General features: G+C 52.6%; 22 protein-coding genes. 11 read left to right on the top strand and 11 right to left on the bottom strand.

Annotation, left to right across the window (positions count from 1 at the left end; genetic code table 11):
• Nucleotides 1-278 precede the first annotated feature (278 nt).
• The 7 genes from BQ7364_RS12115 to BQ7364_RS12085 all read left to right on the top strand — a co-directional run bounded on the left by BQ7364_RS12115 (nt 279) and on the right by BQ7364_RS12085 (nt 6,950).
• On the top strand, nt 279-2,057 hold the full coding sequence (locus BQ7364_RS12115) for a MutS family DNA mismatch repair protein (protein WP_072684949.1): 1,779 nt from the start codon (nt 279-281) through the stop codon (nt 2,055-2,057).
• A gap of 51 nt (nt 2,058-2,108) precedes the next feature.
• The gene (locus BQ7364_RS12110) at nt 2,109-3,272 is read left to right on the top strand and encodes an amidohydrolase (RefSeq protein WP_072684948.1); all 1,164 of its coding nucleotides are present in this window, start codon (nt 2,109-2,111) and stop codon (nt 3,270-3,272) included.
• Nucleotides 3,269-4,432 carry an amidohydrolase gene (locus BQ7364_RS12105; protein ID WP_072684947.1) on the top strand — a complete coding sequence of 388 codons (1,164 nt, stop codon included), beginning with the start codon at nt 3,269-3,271 and terminating at the stop codon, nt 4,430-4,432. Before BQ7364_RS12110 ends, BQ7364_RS12105 begins: the two co-directional genes overlap by 4 nt.
• Nucleotides 4,433-4,908: 476 nt before the next feature.
• A complete protein-coding gene (locus tag BQ7364_RS12100) occupies nt 4,909-5,226 on the top strand; it encodes a PadR family transcriptional regulator (RefSeq protein WP_072684946.1) in 318 nt (105 codons plus the stop codon).
• Nucleotides 5,219-5,809 (top strand): DUF1700 domain-containing protein, encoded by a 591-nt coding sequence (locus BQ7364_RS12095; protein WP_072684945.1) that lies wholly within the window; start codon nt 5,219-5,221, stop codon nt 5,807-5,809. Before BQ7364_RS12100 ends, BQ7364_RS12095 begins: the two co-directional genes overlap by 8 nt.
• Nucleotides 5,803-6,021: a hypothetical protein gene (locus BQ7364_RS12090; RefSeq protein WP_072684944.1), complete on the top strand. Its 219-nt coding sequence runs from the start codon at nt 5,803-5,805 to the stop codon at nt 6,019-6,021. Before BQ7364_RS12095 ends, BQ7364_RS12090 begins: the two co-directional genes overlap by 7 nt.
• A 20-nt stretch (nt 6,022-6,041) precedes the next feature.
• Complete coding sequence (locus BQ7364_RS12085) at nt 6,042-6,950, top strand: CPBP family intramembrane glutamic endopeptidase (protein ID WP_072684943.1); 909 nt, start codon at nt 6,042-6,044, stop codon at nt 6,948-6,950.
• A gap of 442 nt (nt 6,951-7,392) precedes the next feature.
• On the opposite strand, the gene BQ7364_RS12080 is transcribed toward BQ7364_RS12085, so the two are convergent.
• Complete coding sequence (locus tag BQ7364_RS12080; RefSeq protein WP_159432808.1) at nt 7,393-8,634, bottom strand: helix-turn-helix transcriptional regulator; 1,242 nt, start codon at nt 8,632-8,634, stop codon at nt 7,393-7,395.
• 130 nt (nt 8,635-8,764) lie between these two features.
• Here BQ7364_RS12080 and BQ7364_RS18405 point away from each other — a divergent pair, with 130 nt between their 5' ends.
• Nucleotides 8,765-10,678 carry an FAD-dependent oxidoreductase gene (locus BQ7364_RS18405; protein ID WP_083538578.1) on the top strand — a complete coding sequence of 638 codons (1,914 nt, stop codon included), beginning with the start codon at nt 8,765-8,767 and terminating at the stop codon, nt 10,676-10,678.
• A 262-nt stretch (nt 10,679-10,940) separates the two neighbouring features.
• Here the strand turns inward: BQ7364_RS18405 and BQ7364_RS12070 are convergent, their stop codons facing one another.
• From BQ7364_RS12070 to BQ7364_RS12045, 6 genes are all read right to left on the bottom strand, one after another.
• Nucleotides 10,941-11,729 (bottom strand): HAD-IIB family hydrolase, encoded by a 789-nt coding sequence (locus BQ7364_RS12070; RefSeq protein WP_072684941.1) that lies wholly within the window; start codon nt 11,727-11,729, stop codon nt 10,941-10,943.
• Nucleotides 11,730-11,863: 134 nt separating this feature from the next.
• Complete coding sequence (pssE, locus tag BQ7364_RS12065; protein WP_072684940.1) at nt 11,864-12,346, bottom strand: PssE/Cps14G family polysaccharide biosynthesis glycosyltransferase; 483 nt, start codon at nt 12,344-12,346, stop codon at nt 11,864-11,866.
• Nucleotides 12,346-12,816: a PssD/Cps14F family polysaccharide biosynthesis glycosyltransferase gene (gene pssD / locus BQ7364_RS12060; RefSeq protein WP_072684939.1), complete on the bottom strand. Its 471-nt coding sequence runs from the start codon at nt 12,814-12,816 to the stop codon at nt 12,346-12,348. The genes pssE and pssD overlap by 1 nt, the downstream gene beginning before the upstream one ends.
• Before the next feature lie 54 nt (nt 12,817-12,870).
• Nucleotides 12,871-14,577 carry a phosphoenolpyruvate--protein phosphotransferase gene (ptsP, locus tag BQ7364_RS12055; protein WP_072684938.1) on the bottom strand — a complete coding sequence of 569 codons (1,707 nt, stop codon included), beginning with the start codon at nt 14,575-14,577 and terminating at the stop codon, nt 12,871-12,873.
• Between the two features lie 11 nt (nt 14,578-14,588).
• Complete coding sequence (locus BQ7364_RS12050) at nt 14,589-14,816, bottom strand: phosphopantetheine-binding protein (RefSeq protein ID WP_006059269.1); 228 nt, start codon at nt 14,814-14,816, stop codon at nt 14,589-14,591.
• A 32-nt stretch (nt 14,817-14,848) separates the two neighbouring features.
• Nucleotides 14,849-15,181, bottom strand: coding sequence for an MG284/MPN403 family protein (locus tag BQ7364_RS12045; protein WP_072684937.1), 333 nt, complete (start codon nt 15,179-15,181; stop codon nt 14,849-14,851).
• 235 nt (nt 15,182-15,416) lie between these two features.
• Here BQ7364_RS12045 and BQ7364_RS12040 point away from each other — a divergent pair, with 235 nt between their 5' ends.
• The 3 genes from BQ7364_RS12040 (at nt 15,417) to BQ7364_RS12035 (ending at nt 19,258) form a co-directional block, all read left to right on the top strand.
• Nucleotides 15,417-16,067 (top strand): hypothetical protein, encoded by a 651-nt coding sequence (locus tag BQ7364_RS12040; protein WP_072684936.1) that lies wholly within the window; start codon nt 15,417-15,419, stop codon nt 16,065-16,067.
• 171 nt (nt 16,068-16,238) lie between these two features.
• Nucleotides 16,239-16,934 carry a hypothetical protein gene (locus tag BQ7364_RS17555; RefSeq protein WP_083538576.1) on the top strand — a complete coding sequence of 232 codons (696 nt, stop codon included), beginning with the start codon at nt 16,239-16,241 and terminating at the stop codon, nt 16,932-16,934.
• On the top strand, nt 16,868-19,258 hold the full coding sequence (locus tag BQ7364_RS12035) for an EAL domain-containing protein (RefSeq protein WP_083538575.1): 2,391 nt from the start codon (nt 16,868-16,870) through the stop codon (nt 19,256-19,258). The genes BQ7364_RS17555 and BQ7364_RS12035 overlap by 67 nt, the downstream gene beginning before the upstream one ends.
• A gap of 244 nt (nt 19,259-19,502) precedes the next feature.
• On the opposite strand, the gene nudC is transcribed toward BQ7364_RS12035, so the two are convergent.
• From nudC to BQ7364_RS12015, 4 genes are all read right to left on the bottom strand, one after another.
• Nucleotides 19,503-20,333, bottom strand: coding sequence for an NAD(+) diphosphatase (gene nudC / locus BQ7364_RS12030; protein WP_072684935.1), 831 nt, complete (start codon nt 20,331-20,333; stop codon nt 19,503-19,505).
• A 53-nt stretch (nt 20,334-20,386) separates the two neighbouring features.
• Nucleotides 20,387-20,830 (bottom strand): hypothetical protein, encoded by a 444-nt coding sequence (locus BQ7364_RS12025; RefSeq protein ID WP_072684934.1) that lies wholly within the window; start codon nt 20,828-20,830, stop codon nt 20,387-20,389.
• A gap of 151 nt (nt 20,831-20,981) precedes the next feature.
• Nucleotides 20,982-21,329 carry a DsrE family protein gene (locus BQ7364_RS12020; protein ID WP_072684933.1) on the bottom strand — a complete coding sequence of 116 codons (348 nt, stop codon included), beginning with the start codon at nt 21,327-21,329 and terminating at the stop codon, nt 20,982-20,984.
• 77 nt (nt 21,330-21,406) lie between these two features.
• Nucleotides 21,407-21,946: a ClbS/DfsB family four-helix bundle protein gene (locus tag BQ7364_RS12015; RefSeq protein ID WP_072684932.1), complete on the bottom strand. Its 540-nt coding sequence runs from the start codon at nt 21,944-21,946 to the stop codon at nt 21,407-21,409.
• Between the last annotated feature and the right edge of the window lie 341 nt (nt 21,947-22,287).

Genomic DNA, 22,287 nt, shown 5'->3' with positions numbered 1-22,287 from the left:
GCTTCACAGTAAAACTTGTTTTTGACGATTTCTCCCCTCGGCCACAGTGGTCGGGGAAAAATCACTTGCTGCGCTGAATGCTTTTTTATTATCGCATATTTTTTTAAGAATGGAAATAGCGACCCTTGCCGCTTTGCGTGCAGATTTAGAAATTCTGCGGTGATTTTATTTCCATCCAAGGTTTACCTGAGGTGCGAACGAGGCTTTCCTACTTTGATTTTCAACGACATCTGGCTTATACTAAAGCTATTGCACAGAATTAAAAAAGGAGGAATCCGATGCACAAACAACAATGGGAAACGCAGCTGGCTCAGGCGCAGCGACGAAGCGCTCAGCTCCATCGCAAAAACTCACAGATCGCCGGGGTTCGCTTCGGTTTATTTTTAATCGCGGCATGGGCTTTTTTTCAAGTCGTCGACGGTCGGAGGGGCTATGGGCCGATCCTGATCCTGAGTCTGACCGGGTTTTGTCTGGCGATGCTGGCGCATCAGAAAAACAACCGGTTCTATCTTGAAGCGCAGGCGCAAATCGAAGTGCTCCATCGCTGTCTGGCGCGGTTTGACGGCCGTTGGCAGCAGGCGCCGGAAACCGGCGCGGAATTTTTAGACGACGATCAGCCCGCGCTGGCCGATCTCGACGTGTTCGGACCGCGTTCGTTATATCAGTTCTGCTGCATGGCGGTCCTGCCGCAGGGAAAGACGGCGCTGGCGTCCTGTTTTAAAGATTCAGCCGCGGCCGAAACGATCCGCGAGCGTCAGGAAACCGTGACCGTTCTGGCCCAGCATTCGGAATTCATGCTTGCGGACTGGACCTGCACGCACGGTCTGACGCCGCAGACAGCCGCCGCAATGGCTTCCGACAAGCTCAATGAGCTTGTCCAGCCGATCACACTGCCGATTCCCGGCTGGTTTATCCGCTGGATGCCGGCGGTGACGCTGACGTTATTGGGGCTGACGTCGCTGCGCTGGATCTCGCCGCTGTGCTTCATCCTGATCTTTTTTGTCCAGTCGGCGCTCGCCCTGTTTTCCCTCGGGACTGTGCACAGCCGTCTGCAGACCGTCGCAAAGGTCCGGCAGGGGCTGCAGAACTGCCTGACCCGTTGTCAGAAGCTGGATCAGTTGGAATTGTCCAGCCCCTTGATCGACGCGCTGAAAACCCGGATCCGCCAGCCGCAGGGACTGCTTCAGGGCGTAAAGCAGCTTGATGGGCTGTTAAACCGGCTGTCGCTGCAGGCCAATCCGTTTCTCTATCTGCCGGCGCAGTTATTGCTGCTTTGGGATCTGCAATGCGTGGGGGTCTGGAATCAATGGCAGGCTCAGGCCGGGCAGACGTGGATCGCCGTGATGGAACTGCTGGGACAGCTGGAAGCGCTGGAGTCGCTGGCGCTGATCGCGCTGACGCATCCGCAGACCTGCATGCCGAAGCTGCATGAGGAAACGACGCCGGTTCTGGCATTTTCACAGCTGACTCACCCGTTGCTGGATCCCGATCAGGCAATCGGCAACGATTTCACCCTCGATCATTCGCTGACACTGGTCACCGGCTCCAACATGTCCGGCAAGACGACGTTCATGCGCACGATCGGTCTGAATCAAATTCTGGCCGCCGCCGGCGGTCCCGTCTGCGCGCAAAGCATGGATACATCCGGCTTTACCGTTTTAACCTCGATGCGGATCCGCGACGACGTCAACGAGGGCATCTCCACCTTCTATGGCGAGCTGTTAAGAATCCGCAGGATCATCGACGCCGTGCCTCAGAAAAAACCGCTGCTGGTGCTGATCGACGAAATCTTCAAGGGCACCAACTCGCTGGATCGGATCGACGGCAGCGCTCAGGTGCTGCGCCACCTGAATCACCCATGGATCCGCGCGATGATCACGACGCACGACTTTGAGCTGTGTGCCCTGCAGGAACAAACGGAACTTTCCTTAGTCAACGTTCATTTTGAGGAACATTACCAGAATCAGAAGATTTTCTTTGATTACAAGCTCAAGCCGGGCCGCTGTACGCAGCGCAACGCTCGATATTTAATGAAAATGATTGGGATCACGGATTGATTTTCACTGGTTTTACGATACAATGAGTTCATAGAGATTGGGGGACATACAATGATAGCTATTACACACGGCAAGCTGCTGACCGTCGTCAACGGTACGATTGAAGACGGTACGCTGCTTCTCGACAACGGCAAGATCACAGCGATTGGCAAGGATCTCGCGATCCCGCAGGGAGCCGAGGTCATCGACGCTTCCGGAAAATGGGTGACTCCGGGCTTGATCGACGCGCACACGCACATTTCTACCTTTAACGAACCGCACTGGATGCCGCACATCGGCGACGGCAACGAGGTCACCTCACCCGTCACCGCTCAGATCCGCGGCATCGACGCGCTGAATCCCTTCGACATGGCGATCGGCGCGGCGCGGTCGGCCGGCTTTACGACCTGCTACACCGGGCCGGGCAGCGCCAACGTCATCGGCGGCACCGGCTTGAGCTTCAAGCTGAAAAACGCGGCGACCGTTCAGGAAATTGCGATTGAAGGCTCGGAAATGATGAAAATGGCGCTGGGCGAAAACCCGAAGCGCTGCTACGGCTCGGAAAAGAAAATGCCGATGACCCGGATGGGCACCGGCGCAGTGCTGCGCAAAGCGTTATTCGACGCGAAGCAATACAGCGACGCGCTGGCTGCGGGCAAAGACGTCAAGCGTGACTTTGATTTAGAAGCGCTGGTTCCGGTCGTCCGCGGTGAAATGCGCTGCCGGATCCACTGCCACCGCGCTGACGACATCGTCACGGCGATCCGGATCGCCGAGGAATTCAACCTTGATTACACGATCGAGCATTGCACCGAAGGGTATAAGATTCTGGATTTCTTAAAGGCGAAAAAGGCCAAGGTTATCATCGGTCCGCTGTTAATGGGGCCGCAGAAATTTGAGATCTGGGGCTGCCGTCAGGATACCCCGGCCGTCTTTGAAAAGGCCGGAATTGAGGATTTCTGTCTGATGGCGGACGATTCCTCCGCCACGAAATGGCTGCCGGTTCACGTCGGCATCGCCATGCGCAATGGCCTCAGCTTTGAACAGGCGTTAAAATGCGTGACGATCAATCCGGCGAAGCTTCTGAAGCTGGACGATCGGATCGGTTCGCTGGAGGTGGGCAAAGACGCGGACATCGCGATCTTTAACGGCATGCCGTTCTCCAATCTGACGTTATGCGAACAGGTCATCATTGACGGAAAACCGGAATTTGTCCGGCAGGAGGGTGATTTATGATCGCCATTATTCACGGAAAGCTGCTGACTGTCACACAGGGCGTTATCGAAGACGGCACGCTGCTGATTGATCAGGGCAAAATTACGGCGGTCGGTCAAAATATCGCCGTTCCGGAAGGCGCGGAAATTCTCGATGCTTCCGGCAAATGGGTGACGCCGGGTCTGATTGACGCTCACAGCCATCTGTCGGGGTTAAACGAACCGGCCTGGATGCCTTCGACGATGGATGCCAACGAAATTACCGATCCCGTCACTGCCCAGGTGCGGATGCTGGACGCGTTCAATCCGTTTGACGAAGCGATCCCGAAGGTCAGAAACGCCGGCTTTACGACCTGCTGCACACTGCCGGGCAGCGCCAACGTCATCGGCGGCGTCGGTTTTTCCTTCAAGCTGAAAAACGCGGCGACCGTTCAGGAAATGATGATTCCGGGCACGGAAGTCATGAAAATGGCGCTGGGCGAAAATCCAAAGCGCTGCTATGGCCCGGATAAGAAAATGCCGATGACCCGAATGGGGACCGGCGCCGTGCTGCGGGAAACGTTATTCAAAGCGAAAGTCTACTCGGATAAATTAAAAAAAGCGGAAACAGACTCCAGCTTTTACGTCGAACCGGATTTCCGGCTGGATCCGCTGGTCCCGGTTGTCCGCGGTGAACGCCGCTGCCGGATTCACTGCCACCAGGCGGATGATATCGTCACCGCAATCCGGATCGCTGAGGAATTTAAGCTGAGCTATGCCATCGAGCATTGCACGGAAGGCTATAAGATCAAGGAATTCTTAAAAGAAAAGAACATCACGGCCGTTGTCGGACCGTTAAAAATGGGACCGATGAAATTTGAAATCTGGGGCTGCCGCCAGGACACGCCAGCGGTCTTTGAAAAGACCGGCATCAACTTCTGCCTGACCGCGGACGGCGCTTCCGACACCGTCTGGCTGCCAAGCGATATCGGCATTGCGATGCGTTACGGGCTGAGCTTTGAGACCGCGCTGGAATCCGTGACGATCCGTCCAGCCCGGCTGCTGGGATTGGAAGACCACGTCGGTTCGTTAGAAGCCGGCAAAGACGCGGACGTCGCGATCTTCGACGGCATGCCGTTTGAAAATCTGACATCCTGTCTGACCACGATCATCGACGGGAAAATCGAGCACTGCACGCTGTAACAAAATTGCAGAAGGCGCTGAGAATTTCCCTCCGAAACAAATCCCTGCCGTATACCGATCAAAAATGGAACAGAACTCCATGGGAGCCTGTTCCATTTTTTTTGTGCGCGCAAATGGCGGCTGTACAGGCTGCATCATCCCGGTTGGCATGGTTAAAGGCTGCCGGGGATTGTTCTTTTTGATTTCCAAAAAGATTAATTTTCCTTTACCGATAAATTCCCGTTTCAGGGAGTATTCAACTTGCTTAAACATCATTTGTTTCCGTCAATCTGACGCAGGATTTTTCAGATAATCCAGCTCGTGCAGCCGGTCCTCCAGGGAAGCAACTTTCCGCTCCGCGGCATCAGTCTGACTTGACGCCACTTTATGACGTTGAAAGAAAAAGGCAGCCGAAAAACAAAATAGTCCAAAAATTCAAAATACTGCTTGACGCATTATACTACGCGATATATAGTATAACACGTAAGGAGGTAATCATGGATAGTCAACTAAAAAAGGGATTGTTGGAAATCTGCGTGCTGGCCGCGCTGGCAAAGCAGGATTCCTATGGTTATCAAATCATCAAAGACGTTTCCCAGGTCATTGAGATCTCTGAATCCACATTATATCCGATTCTTAAACGCCTGGAAGCCAGTCACGATCTGGAAACCTATTCCGTCGAGCATAACAGCCGGCTGCGTAAATATTACCGGCTGACGGACAGCGGCCGCCGGCACATCGCTGATTTTCTGGATGATTGGAAAGCGGTGATGACCGTGATCGATTTTATAAAAGGAGAAGTTCACCATGACTGAAAAAGAATATCTTGATGCTTTAAACAAAGCGCTGAAATGGCTGCCGAAGCCGGAAAAAGAAATTTGTTTCAACTACGCCCGGGAGATGATCGAGGATCGAATCGAAAACGGCTTCTCGGAAGCCGAGGCCGTCGCTCAGCTGGAAACGCCCGGGCAGATGGCGAAAGCTTTTCTCGAGGACCGCGGCAGTCTGAAATTTAAATTTTCATTGCCGTTGAACAGCGGACTGACCGTCATTCTGCTCGTGCTGGGTTTCCCCCTGTGGGGCGCCCTGTTATTGGCGGGATTGATGGTGTTGCTGGCAGGCTTTCTGATCGCCGGCTGCGTGCCGTTTCTCTGCGTCGTGCTGACGGTCAGCCTGTTATTCGTCGCGCTGGTCAGCGTCAGCGCCAGCCCGTTTGTAATGGGAACCGTCTCGTTCACGGCCGGCATCATTCAGTTCGGCGTCGGAATGATGGCGCTGGGCGGTTTAATTCTGGCGGCATTAGGCGCGTCGCTCAGTATTCCGTGGTTTAAATCCGCGGTGATGAAAACAGCGCAGAATCTGCGTTCTCTGTTTTTCCAGGAGGTAAAAAAATGGTAATCCGAAATTTTAGAAAAAAGGCGTTGATCGCCGGCCTGTTCTTCGTTCTGACCGGTTCGCTGATCGTGGGCGCGGGCTTGGCAGCCGGAGGTCGTGATGCGTTAGCCGCCGGTCCCTCGAAGCCATGGTACCAGACGATTTGGATTGAAGATGGAAAGATTGTCGTCAGTCTGGATTTCCTGAACGGTTCGTTGTTTCACATCCGCTTTTAAACAGAAAGGAGACTATCCTCATGACACAATTTACTGCATATCAGAAAAAACAGCTCGGCCTGTTCGCCATGCTGACCCTCGCCTTTCTCAGCCTGTTTACCGTTTTATACGCCCGCAATCGCGATAACACGCTGCTTTCGCTGCTGATGCTGACGCCGGCGCTCAGCGCGCTGATCATCAACAGGCTGACGCATGAGCGCCACTCCTTGTTTCTGCGGCCAAAATTCAAGCGCAATCTTTCCCGTTATGCGTTGAGCTGGTTTCTTCCGCCCCTGCTGGCCTTTGCCGGAGCCGGACTCTACTTCCTGATTTTCCCATCGCAGTTTCAGCCGCTGGCCTCGCGCTTTGCGGTCAATAACGGCCTTGCGGAGCCGGGCGCGTATGGAAGACAGCTGCTTCCAGTCGTGCTGCTTGCGGTTCTCGTCAATCCCTTCGGCGGACTGATTCCGGCGTTGGGCGAGGAACTGGCCTGGCGGGGCTGGCTGCTTCCCCGGCTGCGCGATGTCCTGGGCACGCGGAAATCCGTCGTCGTAACGGCTTTGATCTGGGGCTTATGGCATGCGCCGATCATCCTGCTGGGCTACAATTATGGAACCGATCATCCGCTGCTCGGCGTGCTGATGCAGCTGTGGCTCTGTTTGATTCAGGGGATCATCCTGGCCTGGCTGCAATTTCGAAGTGAATCTGTGTGGACCTGCGCTCTGTGGCATGCGTCCTTAAACGGGATTGACCGCTACGCCGCTTCAGCCCTGCTGAGCGCGGGCAGCGTTATGCCGTTAGTTGGTCCGGATCTGACGGGGTTGATCGGCGGGCTGGGGTTTGTTCTGGCGGCGGTCCTCTGTTGGCGCGGGATTTGCCAACTGCCGAAGCGTTCCAGTACTGCGGAGTCTGACGCTTTCTTCAATTCCGATTTATCCTTGATCCAATAACGTTTGACCGACTGCCTCCAAATAAAAAAATCCGGACAGGAAATGATCTTCCCCGCACCGGATAATCCTGATAGAACACAAGAGCAGCGTCTTCCGGCACCCGCCGGAAGCGTTTTTATTTTACCAAAATTGTCCGTTTTTTCCATCGAGAGCCCCTCTTTATCCAGCACCGTGCAGCACGGGCGGGTCATAATCGTCTCGCATGGTAAATCGCATTCCCCACAGGCTGTCAATTCCTGATGAAGCACACCGTCGCGGGTAAAACAATCCTCCGGCTTATGCGCCATCACACAGTCAGGACAGATTCCCTGAATACAGGTCGGACAGCTGCCGCAGTAATAAGCCGCATTTCCCCAACACCGCTCATCCATGGCCCGAATTCTTTTTCATCGTTTCGATTTGTTTCCTTCCTTGTGTTAATCGGAGTTGATCCATCCCCCGCTTATTCTCTAAAGGGCTCACTTTCCTCCATGTTCAGCTGCGCGCGATACTGGATCGGCGTTTTCCCGCAGCGTTTCTTGAAGATCTCCGTGAAATACCGCTCGCTGCTAAAGCCCACCTCGCGGCTGATCTGAGCGATGGTCAGCGTGGAATTCTTCAGATAAAAACGGGCTTTTTCAATCCGCAGGCCGGAGATAAAATCGGGCAGGGAGCTGCCGGTCTGGCGGTTGAATTCGCTGCTTAAATGACTGACGTTGGTATTGGTGTACTCCGCGACCAGCTTCAGCGAAATATCCTTACGATAATTCTCATGGATAAATCCCATCGCCAGCAGCACCTCGGGCGAATACCATGGCCCGCCGTTTCCGTCCTTATACAGCCTGCGGATCTGATTTTCCAGATGCGCCTGATATTCGCTGAGCGAGAAAAAATCCTGCGGTCCGAAATTCAGATCCAGCGTTATCCCGTACACCTTGACAAACAAGCTCAGCGTCGCGATCACAAAGGTGTGCGCCGCCCGGCAGCAGTTCATATCGAGCGAGCTGCGGACAAGATGATCAAACACATAATTCACCTGTTCCAGCACTGCCGGCAGATTCCCCGTACACAGCTCGTTGCGCAGCCGCCGGCCGTTTTCATAGATCGCCAACACCCCCGGATCAATCCGCTGCTGCAGCACCTGCTCGGTAATCACCGGACACGCGACCTCAAAGAAACGCAGATCGTTCAGCTGCCGGGCTTTTAAATAAGCCGGATGCATGCCTTCATAGCCGTGGTAAGGCCCGGCCATCGACGTCGCGATAAAACGATGATTTCCCGGAGCATAAGGCGGACGCGCGATAAAATGCCGGTGAAGCTGTTCACACACCTGTTCCGCACGGATCGTGCAGTCTGAATCCCGGCTGAACAGCACCGCCATTTGTTTGGAATTATCGACCTTGATCAGAAAGCTGTTTCCCCTGCAATGATTTTCCGTTAACAACGCCTCGATTTCATCATAGATGACGTACGTATTTTCCACCTGCCGCTGAAAAATTTCAGAATCGTCGATCAGATTATATTTCTTATCAATCCCTGTGATGCAGAAATAATAATCAGTCAGATCAAACCGCAGCGGAATCCGGTTGTTTTTTACAAAGCTTTCGATCAACAGCTCATTGTCATCCCACAGACAATAGTTGATCAGCATGTTGTCGCGGACAAAGTCCGTCGACGCTTTTTCCAGCAATCTTTTCTCTTCCATGGTGTAATCGTACCATGATTTCAGGAATTGCAGAAGAGACAAACGGAAATTTTTGCCAACGCAAAATTTTTCGCAGGTCATGTTCAATTTTTATCATGATAAAATATGAACATAAAGGGAGGAAAATGAAATGAAAAAGCTGTTAGCACTCGCAACGGCGGCCTTTTGCGTTCTTAGCTTAGGCGCCTGCGCAACCACCAACGGCGGCACGTCTGCCCCGGCAGCCGGCGATTATACCTTCGCGGATACCGTGAAATGGGATGCGGAATATGACGTCGTCGTCGCCGGCTTCGGAGCGTCCGGAGCCGTAACCGCCAAGACGGCCGCAGAGAACGGCGCATCCGTTCTGATCGTCGAGAAATGCACCGAGGGGGAAGCTGGGGGCAACTCCAAGGTCGCCGGCCAGCTGTTTGCCTATGGCAACGGCAATGTGGAAGAAACGAAGAAATATTATCAGGCGCTGGCCGGGGATACGGAAGTTCCGGAAGCCTCGCTGGACGTCATCGTTAACGGCGTCGCCAACATGGCGGAAATTCTCGTCAACGATTTCGGTTTAAACAAAGACGATTTTGTCGACTGGACGGGATTCCCGGTCATCGGCGTCATGTCCCCGGAATATCCGGAATTTGAAGGTTCCGAGACGGTCGGCTTATGGACGACGCATATGGGAACCAGCGATTCTCATCTGTATCAGATCTTAAAAGAACAGGTCGTTAAAAACGCGGACAAGATCGACGTCTGGTTTGAAACACCGGCAACTGAACTGATTCAGGATCCGATGTCCGGCGCGATCATCGGCGTGAAGGTAACCCGTGACGGCCAGGAAAGTCATATCCGCGCCCTCAATGGCGTCGTCTTATGCACCGGCGGCTTTGAAGACAACAAAGAAATGGTTCAGAACTATATTGGTCTGACCGACTATGCCCCGATCGGCGGTCTATACAACACCGGCGACGGCATCAAGATGGCGCAGGCCGTCGGCGCCGATCTGTGGCACATGCATGTTTATGAAGGCGGCTTCGGCTTAGGCGGCGTTTCCTTCAACGTCGAAGAAGGCCAGCGCGCTTCGCAGATTCAGGTCTTAAGCCAGGGGCCGCTGAACACCGGCGCGCTGGTTCTGCTGGGCATGGATGGCGACCGGTTCGTCAACGAATCCGTTCCCGTCCGGCATGGTCATGTCTACATGAACGGCACATGGCATAACCCGACGTATCCGGATAAAATGTGGACGGTTTACGATCAGACGCAGGCCGATCTGATTGCGGAAGCGGAAGCCATTCCGGAACAGTTCCGTGCTCAGGTCGTCGAGGCTTCCTCGCTGGAAGAACTGGCGGAAAAGACCGGCATGAAAGTGGATCAGCTGAAAGCGACGATCGCGAATTTCAACGATTACGCCAAGCAGGGTGTTGACGAACAGTATCACCGCGATGGGGAAACGATGCGGCCGTTCGACGGCACAAAGTATTACGCCTTCCCGGTCAAAGCCGAAATTTTGAACACTCAGGGCGGTCCGAAGCGCAATGAAAACGCCGAAATTCTGGACGTCAAGGGCAACCCGATTCCGCATCTGTATTCCGCGGGCGAAATGGGCGGCATCACCTCTGAACATTATCAGGGCGGCACCAACCTGGCGGAATGCATCATCTTCGGTCAGATCGCAGGCAAGAACGCTGCAGCGGCCAAGGATGCACTGCCGGAATACACGCTCGCGCCGAAGGTGGAATCCACGCCGACCAAGCTGGGCGAAGTCACCGATCTGAACAAAGAAACCAGCTACGAAACCAAGGATAACGAATATATCGGCGAAGGCACCGGCATGGGCGGCAAGCTCGTCGTCAAAGTCACGATGGACGGCGACAAGATCGCTAACGTTGAAATCGTTGAACATTCCGAATCCGAGAATATTTCTGATCCGGCTATCGAACAGCTGCCAAAGGCGATCGTTGAAGCTAACGGAACAGAAGTCGATACGATCTCCGGCGCGACGGTTACTTCCAAAGCAATCAACGAAGCGGTCAACAACGCTTTAGCTCAGGTAAAATAAGTTTCAGCTTCTGATCTTGTTCCAGGAAGCAAAGCAGCGGTCTGCATCAGGCCGCTGCTTTTTTTATCTTAAGATTCAAAACGTTCGCTCAGCCTGCGCATGCGGGGCCTTGTAAACATATACTATCCCATGTCTGAAATCGCTGAGGCCCTTAAAATACACGTCCTCGCAGTATTCGTTGTCCGCTCATTCATGGAGTGAACACAAAGATCTCCCAAAAAAAGACCGGATTTTGATCTGAATGATCGCTCCGGTCCGGAATTCAATTTGATCGAGACGGACTTTCCAGATAGTCCAGACATGCGTCAACGGTATCGAACAGTCTGCTTGCGGCGGCTTTGACTGCTTCCACACCCGAGCTCATCGCAAAGCCGTTCAATCCTTCAATCATCGGAAGATCGTTATAATCGTCGCCGATGACATACACTTCGTTTGCTTTCAGCCAGACTGCCGCCGCTTCAACGCCGGTTTGTTTCGATACACCCCGGGCGACGATATCCAACGTACCGCGGTTGAGATAGCTTTCCACCGCGTCGCCGAACTTCTCCTGAATTTCCGCCTGCATCTCCGCCATCCGGCCGCGGTCGCTGATCCAGGCCGCCATCGAGATCATCCGGCCTTTCGCCAGCACTCTGGCCTCGCTGATCGTTTTGGCGAAAAACTTTTCCCGCCGCTCTAACGAACGCGGACTCTGCACGATGTGCTCGTTGACATGATAACCGCTGTCCTCGCCATTACAGAAGGTAAACGATTCAAAATCCGATTGTTTCAGATATTCAATCAAAGCGCAGGCCCGGTCAAACGGAATCCAGTGCGCCGCTAAAATGTTCTTTTCACGATCCGCAATCAGCGCGCCGTTGGAACAGATGAAGACGTCCGGGTCGACCTGATTGTGATGCGCTTCGTCAAAAATCGTATTTAACGCGCGGCCGGTCACAATCCCGAAGCGATGTCCATGTTCCTGAAACCGGGCGACACGCGCGGCGGTCCCCGGATCCACCTGCGGCGCTAACCGCAGCGTTCCATCATAATCCGATGCTAAAAATTTCATAAAAGTTTCTCCCCCTGTCGTTAAATTTCAACAGCCTTCGCCTGCCCGATCGTTTTCTTTAAAATGGTTGAAATTCACATTTCATTTCCACCGAAGGCCGCAAAAAAACAACGTTCTACCGTCCTGTTTTTTGCTTACGCGTTTGTCTGAATCCAGTTGTCGATCAATTCGATCATGTTCGCGGTGTTGCTGACAACGGGCTTTGGCTGAAATGTCTCAGCCTGCTTCAGCACCTCGCCCAGCCGGTCGAAATCGTGCAGCGCCAGCAGATACCCCTGCCGCTCAAAGCTCGACACAATCTCCGTCTGATGGTCGTTGTGGTGTTCGTGATATTGTGCCAGCCGCGGCGCGGCGATGATCTTTTTTCCCAGCCGCAGTCCGGCCATAATTGTCCCCACTCCGCCATGCGTGATCAACAGATCGCATTGGGCCAGCAGCTGATCAAATTGTTCCATCGGAATCAAATCAAACAGCTTCATCTGTTTGGATTCAAAGACCGTGCATCCGGCCTGGACGATGACTTCATCGTTGATCGTCCCCTTCTCCAGCTGTGTTTCAATCGCTTCCAACAATCGCGGGAAGGCTTTGTCCTGCGTACCTAATGTCACTAATATCATTAAAAAATCCACCCTCCCATCACAGCGTTCGGATACAGCTGCAGCATTGATTCCCATTGGACGACAAACAGATCGGCGATCGGATAAACCAGCTTGCCGGCTTCCGTCTGCGTCGTGGAATTGGCGAATGTCTCAATCCAGATCACTTTCTTTTTGAAGAAATGTGCGATAAAACACATCGGCACCGCGGTATGCGTTCCAGTCGTAATCACGACGTCCGGACGGATGCGGATAAACAGCGCGAAGCTTTTGAGGATATTCCACGCAAAAATAAACAGATACGGCAGCAGATGCTGCTTTGTGCCGTAAGCCAGATAATGCATTCGTTTTCCATACTTTTGTTTTAAGGAAGCGTTCGATTTTGTCTTTTCCGTAACTAACGAAGCTTCGTAGCGTTGAAACAGCGGCTCCAGCTGCAAGAGCTCGGTTAAGTGGCCGCCTGTTGAAGAAATAAAGAGGACTCTTTTCATGGTCTATCACCTGCGCATAAAAATAAAGAGTGGAGTTCCACTCTTTATTTTACATTATTTTAAGCTGTTTTTCACTAATTCTGTAACTTCTTTGAGATTGCTGCACTGTAGGGCCTTTTCCGCCATGACTTCCATTTCCTTTTTGGACAGGGAACGGATCATCTTGCGGGTGCGCAGAATGCTGGAAGCGGACATGGAGAATTCATCCAGGCCCAGGCCTAACAATACCGGCGCGGCCAGCTCATCGCCGGCCATTTCGCCGCACATGCCGACCCACTTGCCTTCCTTGTGCGCGCCGTCGATCGTCATCTTGACCAGACGCAGGATAGACGGGTTCAGCGGCTGATACAGGTAAGAAACCTTTTCCGACATCCGGTCGGCCGCCATGGAATACTGAATCAGGTCGTTGGTGCCGATCGAGAAGAAATCGGCTTCCTTGGCGAACTGATCGGCCAGAACCGCAGCTGCCGGAATTTCAACCATCATCCCGACTTCGATATGATCGGAAACGGCAACGCCTTCGCTGACCAGCTTCGCCTTTTCTTCTTCAAACAGGGCTTTGGCCTGACGGAATTCATCCAGCGTCGCGATCATCGGGAACATGATGCACAGCTTGCCGTAAACCGAAGCCCGGATCAAAGCGCGCAGCTGAGTTCTGAAAATATCGGTTCTGTCCAAGCACAGACGAATGGCGCGGTAGCCCAGGAACGGGTTCATTTCTTCCGGGAACGTGAAGTACGGCAGTTTCTTATCGCCGCCGATATCCAGCGTCCGGACGACGACCTTCTTGCCGCCCATGCCTTCCAGAACCGCTTTGTACGCTTCAAACTGCTCTTCCTCGCTCGGGAAGTCCAGTTCGCTGTCCATGTATAAGAATTCCGTGCGGTACAGGCCGACGCCTTCGCCGCCGTTGTTCAAAACGCCTTCAACATCCTTCGGCGTCCCGATGTTGCCGGCCAGTTCAACTTCATGACCGTCCGTCGTCACGCTCTTGGCGTCTTTGAGAACCTTTAACGCTTCTTTTTCAGCCTTGAACGCTTCCGCCTTGGCTTCATATTCTTTGACCTGTTCCGGCGTCGGATTCAGAATAACCTGACCCGCAACCGCATCCAGAATCAGCAGATCGCCCTGGCTGGCCTGTTCCATGATGCCGGCGCAGCCGACAACGGCCGGAATTTCCAGGCTTCTCGCCATGATCGCGGAATGCGACGTGCGGCCGCCGGTCGCCGTGGCGAAGCCTAATGTATACTGCTTATTCAGCTGGGCGGTATCGGACGGCGTTAAATCTTCCGCCACGATGATGACTTCTTCATCAATCGTCGTCAGATCCGGGATGACCGCGCCGACGATGTTGCATTTCAGACGGAATGTAACGTCTTTGACATCGGCAGCTCTTTCCTTGAAATAATCATTGTCCATGGACTCAAACATGGAAATCATCATGTTCGCGACGGTTTCCGTAGCGAATTCCGCGTTGCAGCTTTCATTCTTGATCATTTCCTCAATCTGTCCGGACAGTTCCGGATCGTTCGCCATCATCAGATGAGCGTCGAAAATCGCCAGCTCTTCCTCCGAAAGTTTTCCTTCCGCTTTCGCCTTGACCGCTTCAATATCTGCCTGCGTCTTGACCAGGGCAGCCTGGAACTTCGCGACCTCCGCCGCGCTGTCACATTCCTTCTTCTCGATATTCAAGACCGGCTGTTGGAGCTTATACACTTTTGCGATAGCGATTCCTGACGATGCTGCGATACCTTTTAACATACTGCTTCCTCCTAATTTGATATCTCTTGCGACAAATCCAGCACATCCTGAACGGTACTCAGTTTCAGCATGGCTTCATCCTCAAAGGTCAGGTTCATTTTTTCCTCGAAATTTAAGAGAATTTCCACCAGATCCACGGAATCAATGCCCAGCTCTCTGAGGTTGGTCCGGGGTGTAATTTCGGCGTTGTCTTTCACCTTTTCAGCCAACAAGGACCTCAACAGTTCAAACGTTTCCATCTTTCCACCTCTACAGGAAATGATATCATTTTTTACACGTTCAGGCAATCCATAAATTCATGGATCGCCCGCTGGCGAAGCCGATAAAACGTGCTTTTCGGATAGTAATTATAGAACCAGCCGTCAGCGCTTTCATCCAGAAATTCCCGGACGATGATTTCACGATAGGTTTCCGGCATCGCTTCCAGCGCGCTTTCGTACAACGCAACGGTCAATTCATCGCATTGCTGCTGATCTTTATGCTCCTGCTTCTTCTCCGGCGCAAGAAAACGGCTCAGTCTCAGGCGCTGGCATGATTTGCGGTAACATTGGGTCAGATATCGGATTACCCCTTCCTGTTCGCGGCTTTTGAGCGGTTTGTTCATGGCGTATCCTCCTTCCGGGATTTTATGCCCGCTATTATACTTATTCGCGCAATTTCGCGAAATTCCTTGTTTTTTCTCGTTTATCGTAAATTTTTTTATTTCCCGCGGACTTTTTCACTGATTTTCCAGCTTAAACTTTACAAATTGCCGATTTTCCGGCTCCTGTACAGTTTACAATACGGTTTCATCGTGACAATTATTCCGGTTTAGATTACAATAATGACGGAGGTTTCACATGAATAAAACAACGATATCCATACCTAAAATACTCATTTCCTTAATCGTTTACTTCACCCTGCCGCTCAGTGCGGCCTGGCTGAACCAGTTCGTCGATTCCATGACGATCACGTATACGTTAATCTTCAGCGCTGCCGCGTTGGTTTTAGTCAGTCTGAACTGGGATGTTTTCAGTCTGCACCTGCGCCGGTTTACCGGAAATATCAAAGACGGCCTGTTGTTTACGGTCATCTGCTTCATCGCAATCGTTCTTCTGCAGTTTGCCTCTCATTTCGTCCTGCATCCGGGACCAGTAGAGCTGGAACGCGAAATTCTGCTTCACTACACCTTCTTTATCCCGGTGATGGTCCTGGCCTATTCCGTCTGTTACGCCCTCAGCTTTACGCTGGCATTTAAGATTTTTGTCGACCGGATTCACCTGCAGGTCAGCGAGTCGATGACAATTCTGATCTCCGGCTTCCTGTTCGGCTTTCTGTGCACGGCCAGTCTGCTTCCTGCAACCTTCGATCTGTTTGTGCGGCAGTTTGGTTATTTCTTTTTAACCTCCACGCTGGCTTCCTATGCGTACAACCAGACCCATTCGATCATCCCGATGACGCTGGCCTATTCGCTTGTTCTGCTTGGGAACATTCTATTGATTTTGCTCTAATTTACCCTCGTCTTGCAAAGCAGCGGAATTTCCGCTGTTTTTTTATTGTCCGATAAAAGAAATACGCTGAAATAAGCACAAATAAGGAAGCGTGAATTGTTAGGAATTCCCCTTTTTCAGGGAAATTTGCTATAATGAAACCAGTCGTATTGATGACCGGAGGGCTTGCTCATGACAACATCCTCTTTCAATGATGAACACCGTTTACCCGCCTCCATTCTCAGCGTGGATTGGAACGATTGGATCACGTTTCTGCACGCTCAGGATGCGCCCGCAAAACTTGCGGCGCTCCAGCGGATGCTCAAACCGCTGGTTCCTGATGAAATCACGCTGTTTTGCCGTTCAGATTCCGTCTGGACGTGCTGTTGGGCAGGGTCAGACAGAAAATCCTGGCCGGACGAAATCACGCCCGATAACGCCTGGAATACCTTATCCGATTTAACGCTGCTTCCCGGCGGTAAAACGATCTGGCTGAAATTGTCACAGACGCCGCCGACGCTGCTCAAGCTTTGCCGCGCGCAGCCCTGGTCAGCCGCTGACTGCGCCTGGATTGATCCGCTGCGCTTTCTCGCCTGCGCTCATGCCAACGCCTTCGGGCAGCTTCAAAGCCGGCATCATGAAATCCGCGTTTTTCATCAGATCCTGGATCAGATTCCCACGCACTTATGGATCGCGGATGCCAAGACGTATGAAATTCTATTTATGAATCGGGCGATGAAAGCAGCTTTTCAGCTGGATTCTCCCGAAGGTCAGCCGTGCTGGAAAATCCTTCAGCGTGAAATGAATGGCCCCTGCCGCTTTTGTCCTCTGCCGGATCTGCTTTCTCAGTCAAAGACAGCCCTGCCGCAGAAACAGGGGATCAGATAAACACGCTAAACCAGCGCATCTATTGCAATCATGATAGTCTGATCCCCTGGATCGACGGACGGCTTGTCCATTTTCAGCATGCGATCGACGTCACGGAATCCCACCGTCTGCGATTGGACGCCGATACCGACGCCTTGACACTGATTCCCAACCGGCGGGCTGGTCTGCGCAAGCTGGAAGAACTGCTTGAACAGGTCGGACAAGGCGAGCTCAGCATGACGGCGGCGATGCTGGATATCGACCAGCTTAAAATGGTGAACGATCAATTCGGCCATTTGGAAGGCGATCTTTTAATCTGCCAGATCAGCCGGACGATCGCGTCCCTGCTTCCCCAGGAGGATTTGTTTTTCCGGCTGAGCGGCGATGAGTTTATCCTCGCTTTCGTCAATCAGACGACGGATATCGGATCCGCCTTACTGAATCAGGCTCAGCAGCGGCTGCGTCAATGGGGAGAAACGGAAAAGAAAGCCTACCGCTGCAGCTTCTGCTTTGGATTGATTCCGGTCAATGCCGGCACCCAGCTATCCTGCAGCACGCTGCTCTCACAGGTTGACGACGCGATGTATACGCAGAAGCGGCTGCTTCACATCCAACTCAAGGAATCGGAAAAAGCGCAGATGCAGCTTGCCGATTATCATGGGGAAGTTTCATTCCGCTACGATTCCGCTTATTTATATGATGCGCTGGTGGAAAGCACCGACGATTATATCTTTATCAACAACATGCACGACGATGTGTTTCGTTATCCCCAGGCGATGGTTGAAGAATTCGGCCTGCCCGGTCAGATTGTACGCAACGCCGCGGCGGTGTGGGGTGAAAAGGTGCATCCCGACGACAAAGCGGCATTCTTGGAAGCCAACCAGATCATTCTGGACGGCCGCGCCACCTCGCATAATGTCGAATACCGCGCCCTGAACCAGCGCGGGGAATGGGTATGGGTCCGCTGCCGCGGCAAGGTCATCTTTGATGATAATGGAAATCCCGTGCTGTTTGCCGGGTTGATCTTCAACCTGAGCCGGAAAAACAAAACTGATCGGATTACCGGTCTGTTCAATAAAATGGTCTACCGGGAGGAAGCGCAGCGGCTGTTAAGCCGGCGTCCGGATACGCCCTTAGCGATCATGCAGCTGGGATTGGATGATTTCAGGCACGTCAACGATTTATACGACCGCAGCTTCGGCGACGAAGTCCTGCGCATCAGCGCTCAGCGGATCATGAGCCTGCTTCCGGAAAACGCCGAAGTTTACCGGCTGGACGGCGACGAGTTCGGCATTTTGATCAGTGGTTGTCAGACTGAAGAAATCCGCAAAATCTATAAAAAACTACAAACTGCCTTTGATCAGCAGATGATCTACGAAGGCCAGCGCTACTATTGCACCCTTTCAGCCGGCTGCGCGGTTTATCCGCAGGACGCCAAAGTTTTTTTAGAGCTGGTCAAAGCGGCCGGCTACGCGCTGGAGCAGGCCAAGCTCAATGGAAAAAATCGGCTGGAATTTTTCACCCGGCAGATCCTGGCGCGCAAAATCCGCTCCCTGGGCATTATTGAAAAGATGCGCGAATCCATAGCGCAGGAATATGCCGGATTCTTTCTCATGTATCAACCGCAGGTCAGCGTCACAACCGGCCAGTGGATTGGCTTTGAGGCGCTGGCCCGCTGGCAGAAGGCGCCGTATGGCTATGTTCCGCCTGACGAATTCATCCCGTTATTGGAAGAAAGCGGCATGATCGTTCCAGTCGGCCGATGGATTTTCCGGCAGGCTTGTGAAAAATGTGCACAATGGTCCAATCGGGAACCGGCGCTGACCATGAGCATCAATTTATCCTACCTGCAGTTGACGGAACCCGATTTCATTGATTATATGCAAGAGACACTCGCCGCAACGCAGGTCGATCCGCACCGGATCATTGTTGAAATGACGGAATCGGTGATCGCCTCGCGCGCTCATGCCTTAGAACATCTGTTCCAGCGAATTCATGATCTGGGAATTCGGATTGCGATGGATGATTTCGGTACCGGATATTCCAGTCTGGAAATGCTGAAGAAGATGCCGGCGGATATCGTGAAGATAGACCGGGCCTTCGTGCACGACGTCGACGCCAGCAATTTCGATGAATCGTTTATTCAGTTCATCGTGGCAATCTGCCACAAAGTCAACATTGAGGTTTGTGCCGAAGGGGTGGAAACGGAAGCTGAATTCCAGATCTTATATCCGATGAACGTCGATACGATCCAGGGGTATTATTTTGGCAAGCCAATGCTTGAGAATGAAGTCGAGCAAAAGCTCCGTTTGATGGAAAACGCCGAATCCGGCGGGATACGGTAAGAACGGCTGATCCGGGCTGGACGATGTGCGGACGGATTGGAAGCCAGGCGGAAGCAACGCTTCCATTCTGTTTCGCTTTCGTGCCCGGCAGGAGTATGCTTTTCTTAATTCAGCTGGCATAATCGAGATAATGAAAACAGGGTTAAGTCCCTGTTTTCATTTGCGGTCGTTCTTCTTTTCCGGATCAATTTCCCCTGGCGATCAAGCGGGGCATCGTAAACTGTCCGGCCGCCAGTGTCAGCGTCTATAATCGTCCCTGCCGAAAAGTTTCGATCATCTGATGGCCAAGACTTAACGGATCCGGATTTTCCGGAATTTCTTCCGGTTTCATCCAGCGGGCAGCGGCAATTTCCTCCGCCTGCAGCGTAAGCTGCGGACTGCCGTCCAATTCAGCGGTAAACGCCATCATCTGCGTCGAGGAAAACGCCCAGGGTTGTGAACCATAATAGCGCAGGTTCTTCACTCGCAATCCGACTTCCTCCGCGACTTCCCGCACTACCGCCTGTTCCAGCGTTTCGCCGATTTCAACGTAGCCGGCAACCAGGGCCATCCGCCGCCCTGTCGAATGGCCCTGCACGACAAGCAGCCGGTTCTGGCTGCGGTCGATCACCGCCGTGATCACACAGGGCGAGATCTGCGGATATTCGACATGGCCGCAATGCGGACAAACGCGGGCCCGTTCCCGCTGACTGTCGCATAACGCGTAGCCGCAGACACCGCAAAAGCGCCGGCTTTTCCGCCAGCGCTGCAGCTGAAGCGCGGTAATTCCGGCCATTGCCAGTGAATTCGGCTTCAGCTCACGGAATCGGGCTGCAGGGATCCACTCCAGAGAAGGCAGCTCTAACGCAGTTTCATTTAAAAAATAGGCCTCTTCATCAATTCTGAACAGATAAACCAACGACTGCGCCGCCGCTGCTGAAAACGGCAGTTCCGCAAACTGGGGAAAGTCCAGCCCGGCTGGCCGCCGGATCATCGCAGCCTGATCGTTCTGAAACGTCAAAATTCGGTCGGTTGCCCGGGGCGTCCGGGGTTCGTATTGATTGTAAAAGTGATGCGGATTGATTTCTTCGATCATGATTGCCTCCTGAGTATCATCAGGATTATATCATATTCATCCCAAAAAAGGCGTTACCACCAGAAAAAGACCCGCGGGCCGCGCAGCTGCAGCGTCGCGGCAGACGCCAGATGCAGCGACAAACGAAGCTGTTCCGCCCCCGCCGGGATAGGGCGGCTGTGATATTTCCATTGCCAATCCGGGCCGGCGATCAGGGAAATTTGTTCTTCCTTCACCAGCCTTCCGTTCTGTTTCTGATACCGCAGCCTGATCTGAACCGGCACCCTGCGGTTCGCCCGCATCCAGGCGCTCAAATGCAGCTCGCTGCGGTCTTTGACCCAGATCGGCAGCGCATAGTTCAGCTGTGTGTTTCCATTGCGTCGGGTATGCGACATCACGCACGCATGATAGCCCTGAGTTGCCGGGTCCTGCCAGCGGACATTTCCCTCATGCGTGAAATATAACAGGGAATCGTCAGGACCGGGACGAAACTGCGCGTTGTGCAGATGATTCATCATAATGAGATCCTCCTTTAGAAATCCATGATTTCCTATCCCATCGTATGATCGCCGGATCATTCCTTCTAAGCGATTCGCCGTCCGCCAACAGAAAAAGATCGCGAAGTTCCGCGATCCGTTCTTTCTTCCGTTTTTCCCAGCGACGATGGCGCTATGGCTTGATATAGGCAAAACCGGCCTGCTGCTTTTGAGCCAGCTCAATAACCCCAACGGGAACCACCAGCGTCTTTTCTATCAAATCCTTTGGGTCCAGCGCCTGAGCCCGCAGAGCATTATGACAGGCCGCAAAGACAACGCCTTCCGCTTTAGCCTGCGCCATGATGACATAGAGCGAATCAGACAGAATCCCTGGCAGATATCCCCGAACGGCCGGGCCGTTGGCCAGCACCTCAATTTCATAGTCCTTTTGATTGTGCTGCAGCCAGTCCAGCATGTTGCGGACATTGCCCAGCGCCATCGCCCAGGCCTCCATCGCATCGACATGATAAATCACTTTCATGCTTTCGCCTTCCTTCTGTGTTCTATTGTATCACAGTCGAAGTCAAAGCCGGCAAAGTTGCATTACGCAAGGAAAAATCAAGCCTTGCAGTTTTTGATATGGGCTTTCAGCTTCTTCATCGCCCAGTCGTAATGGCTGGACGTACAGCTGATGAAATAGGATCCCAGCGTGCTGCCGCCGACCCAGGCATAGATGCCCTTGGCAAACAGCTGCTCGTTGGTGAAGGTTTCGGCCAGCGCCATGACAGCCTTATGCGACTGATCCAACTGTTTCCTGGCCTGTTCCAGCGTCGTTGCCTGATGTTTTTTCCAGAAGCCGACATTCATCACGCCGTAGGTTTTCCAGTTATAGGGTTCAGGGATAAACGGCCTGGCCTCGCCTTTTTGATTTGCGTCAACCCAGTTTAAGAGCAGCTGATGCCATTCATAGAGGTGAATCAATACATCTTTCAAGTTCTGATCCCGTTTCCAGTGCGCTTCCTTTTTCTTTTCGTCATGCTCAAAATGGAACGGCGTATTCAATTCAGTTTCCGTCATGGTATCGATCAGGTTCAGCAGCTTTTCATAATTGGTATCCGCAGCGAGAATCAAGTCTTGTTTCGTTGTTGGCCGGCTCATCGTATTTCCTCATCCGTTCCTGCCCTAAAGCTCAGGGAACGCTTTCTATTAGTAAGTTTATCATACAATATGAAAGTTGACATCTGTCTGTCAGATTCAAATGAAAATCAGGAAAATTTATCCCCGATTCTTTATTCTTTCATTCGGCCGTTTATTTCGGATTTTTCTTAATCCGATTTCTTTCATCCCGCAGTTCTGTTTCTTTTCAAATTCATTGACTATCAGCTTGAAAAAGGAAAGACCCTGCGGTCTTCCCGCAAGGTTGTTTCTGCTGGGCAGCCTCACGCCGCCAATCTCGGTTTCCTTTCATCGGTGGTCAACAAAAGGCCTTCTTTTATCTG

Source organism: Holdemania sp. Marseille-P2844 (assembly GCF_900120005.1).
Classification (GTDB): domain Bacteria; phylum Bacillota_I; class Bacilli_A; order Erysipelotrichales; family Erysipelotrichaceae; genus Holdemania.
Note: the sequence above shows the minus strand (reverse complement) of the source record. Positions and strands in the feature narration are given on the sequence as shown.

Excerpts from the sequence above, each read along its gene's own strand:
- BQ7364_RS12115 (WP_072684949.1), top strand. The coding sequence starts at position 279 with ATGCACAAACAACAATGGGAAACGCAGCTGGCTCAGGCGCAGCGACGA.
- BQ7364_RS12110 (WP_072684948.1), top strand. The coding sequence starts at position 2,109 with ATGATAGCTATTACACACGGCAAGCTGCTGACCGTCGTCAACGGTACG.
- BQ7364_RS12105 (WP_072684947.1), top strand. The coding sequence starts at position 3,269 with ATGATCGCCATTATTCACGGAAAGCTGCTGACTGTCACACAGGGCGTT.
- BQ7364_RS12100 (WP_072684946.1), top strand. The coding sequence starts at position 4,909 with ATGGATAGTCAACTAAAAAAGGGATTGTTGGAAATCTGCGTGCTGGCC.
- BQ7364_RS12095 (WP_072684945.1), top strand. The coding sequence starts at position 5,219 with ATGACTGAAAAAGAATATCTTGATGCTTTAAACAAAGCGCTGAAATGG.
- BQ7364_RS12090 (WP_072684944.1), top strand. The coding sequence starts at position 5,803 with ATGGTAATCCGAAATTTTAGAAAAAAGGCGTTGATCGCCGGCCTGTTC.
- BQ7364_RS12085 (WP_072684943.1), top strand. The coding sequence starts at position 6,042 with ATGACACAATTTACTGCATATCAGAAAAAACAGCTCGGCCTGTTCGCC.
- BQ7364_RS12080 (WP_159432808.1), bottom strand. The coding sequence starts at position 8,634 with ATGGAAGAGAAAAGATTGCTGGAAAAAGCGTCGACGGACTTTGTCCGC.
- BQ7364_RS18405 (WP_083538578.1), top strand. The coding sequence starts at position 8,765 with ATGAAAAAGCTGTTAGCACTCGCAACGGCGGCCTTTTGCGTTCTTAGC.
- BQ7364_RS12070 (WP_072684941.1), bottom strand. The coding sequence starts at position 11,729 with ATGAAATTTTTAGCATCGGATTATGATGGAACGCTGCGGTTAGCGCCG.
- pssE (WP_072684940.1), bottom strand. The coding sequence starts at position 12,346 with ATGATATTAGTGACATTAGGTACGCAGGACAAAGCCTTCCCGCGATTG.
- pssD (WP_072684939.1), bottom strand. The coding sequence starts at position 12,816 with ATGAAAAGAGTCCTCTTTATTTCTTCAACAGGCGGCCACTTAACCGAG.
- ptsP (WP_072684938.1), bottom strand. The coding sequence starts at position 14,577 with ATGTTAAAAGGTATCGCAGCATCGTCAGGAATCGCTATCGCAAAAGTG.
- BQ7364_RS12050 (WP_006059269.1), bottom strand. The coding sequence starts at position 14,816 with ATGGAAACGTTTGAACTGTTGAGGTCCTTGTTGGCTGAAAAGGTGAAA.
- BQ7364_RS12045 (WP_072684937.1), bottom strand. The coding sequence starts at position 15,181 with ATGAACAAACCGCTCAAAAGCCGCGAACAGGAAGGGGTAATCCGATAT.
- BQ7364_RS12040 (WP_072684936.1), top strand. The coding sequence starts at position 15,417 with ATGAATAAAACAACGATATCCATACCTAAAATACTCATTTCCTTAATC.
- BQ7364_RS17555 (WP_083538576.1), top strand. The coding sequence starts at position 16,239 with ATGACAACATCCTCTTTCAATGATGAACACCGTTTACCCGCCTCCATT.
- nudC (WP_072684935.1), bottom strand. The coding sequence starts at position 20,333 with ATGATCGAAGAAATCAATCCGCATCACTTTTACAATCAATACGAACCC.
- BQ7364_RS12025 (WP_072684934.1), bottom strand. The coding sequence starts at position 20,830 with ATGATGAATCATCTGCACAACGCGCAGTTTCGTCCCGGTCCTGACGAT.
- BQ7364_RS12020 (WP_072684933.1), bottom strand. The coding sequence starts at position 21,329 with ATGAAAGTGATTTATCATGTCGATGCGATGGAGGCCTGGGCGATGGCG.
- BQ7364_RS12015 (WP_072684932.1), bottom strand. The coding sequence starts at position 21,946 with ATGAGCCGGCCAACAACGAAACAAGACTTGATTCTCGCTGCGGATACC.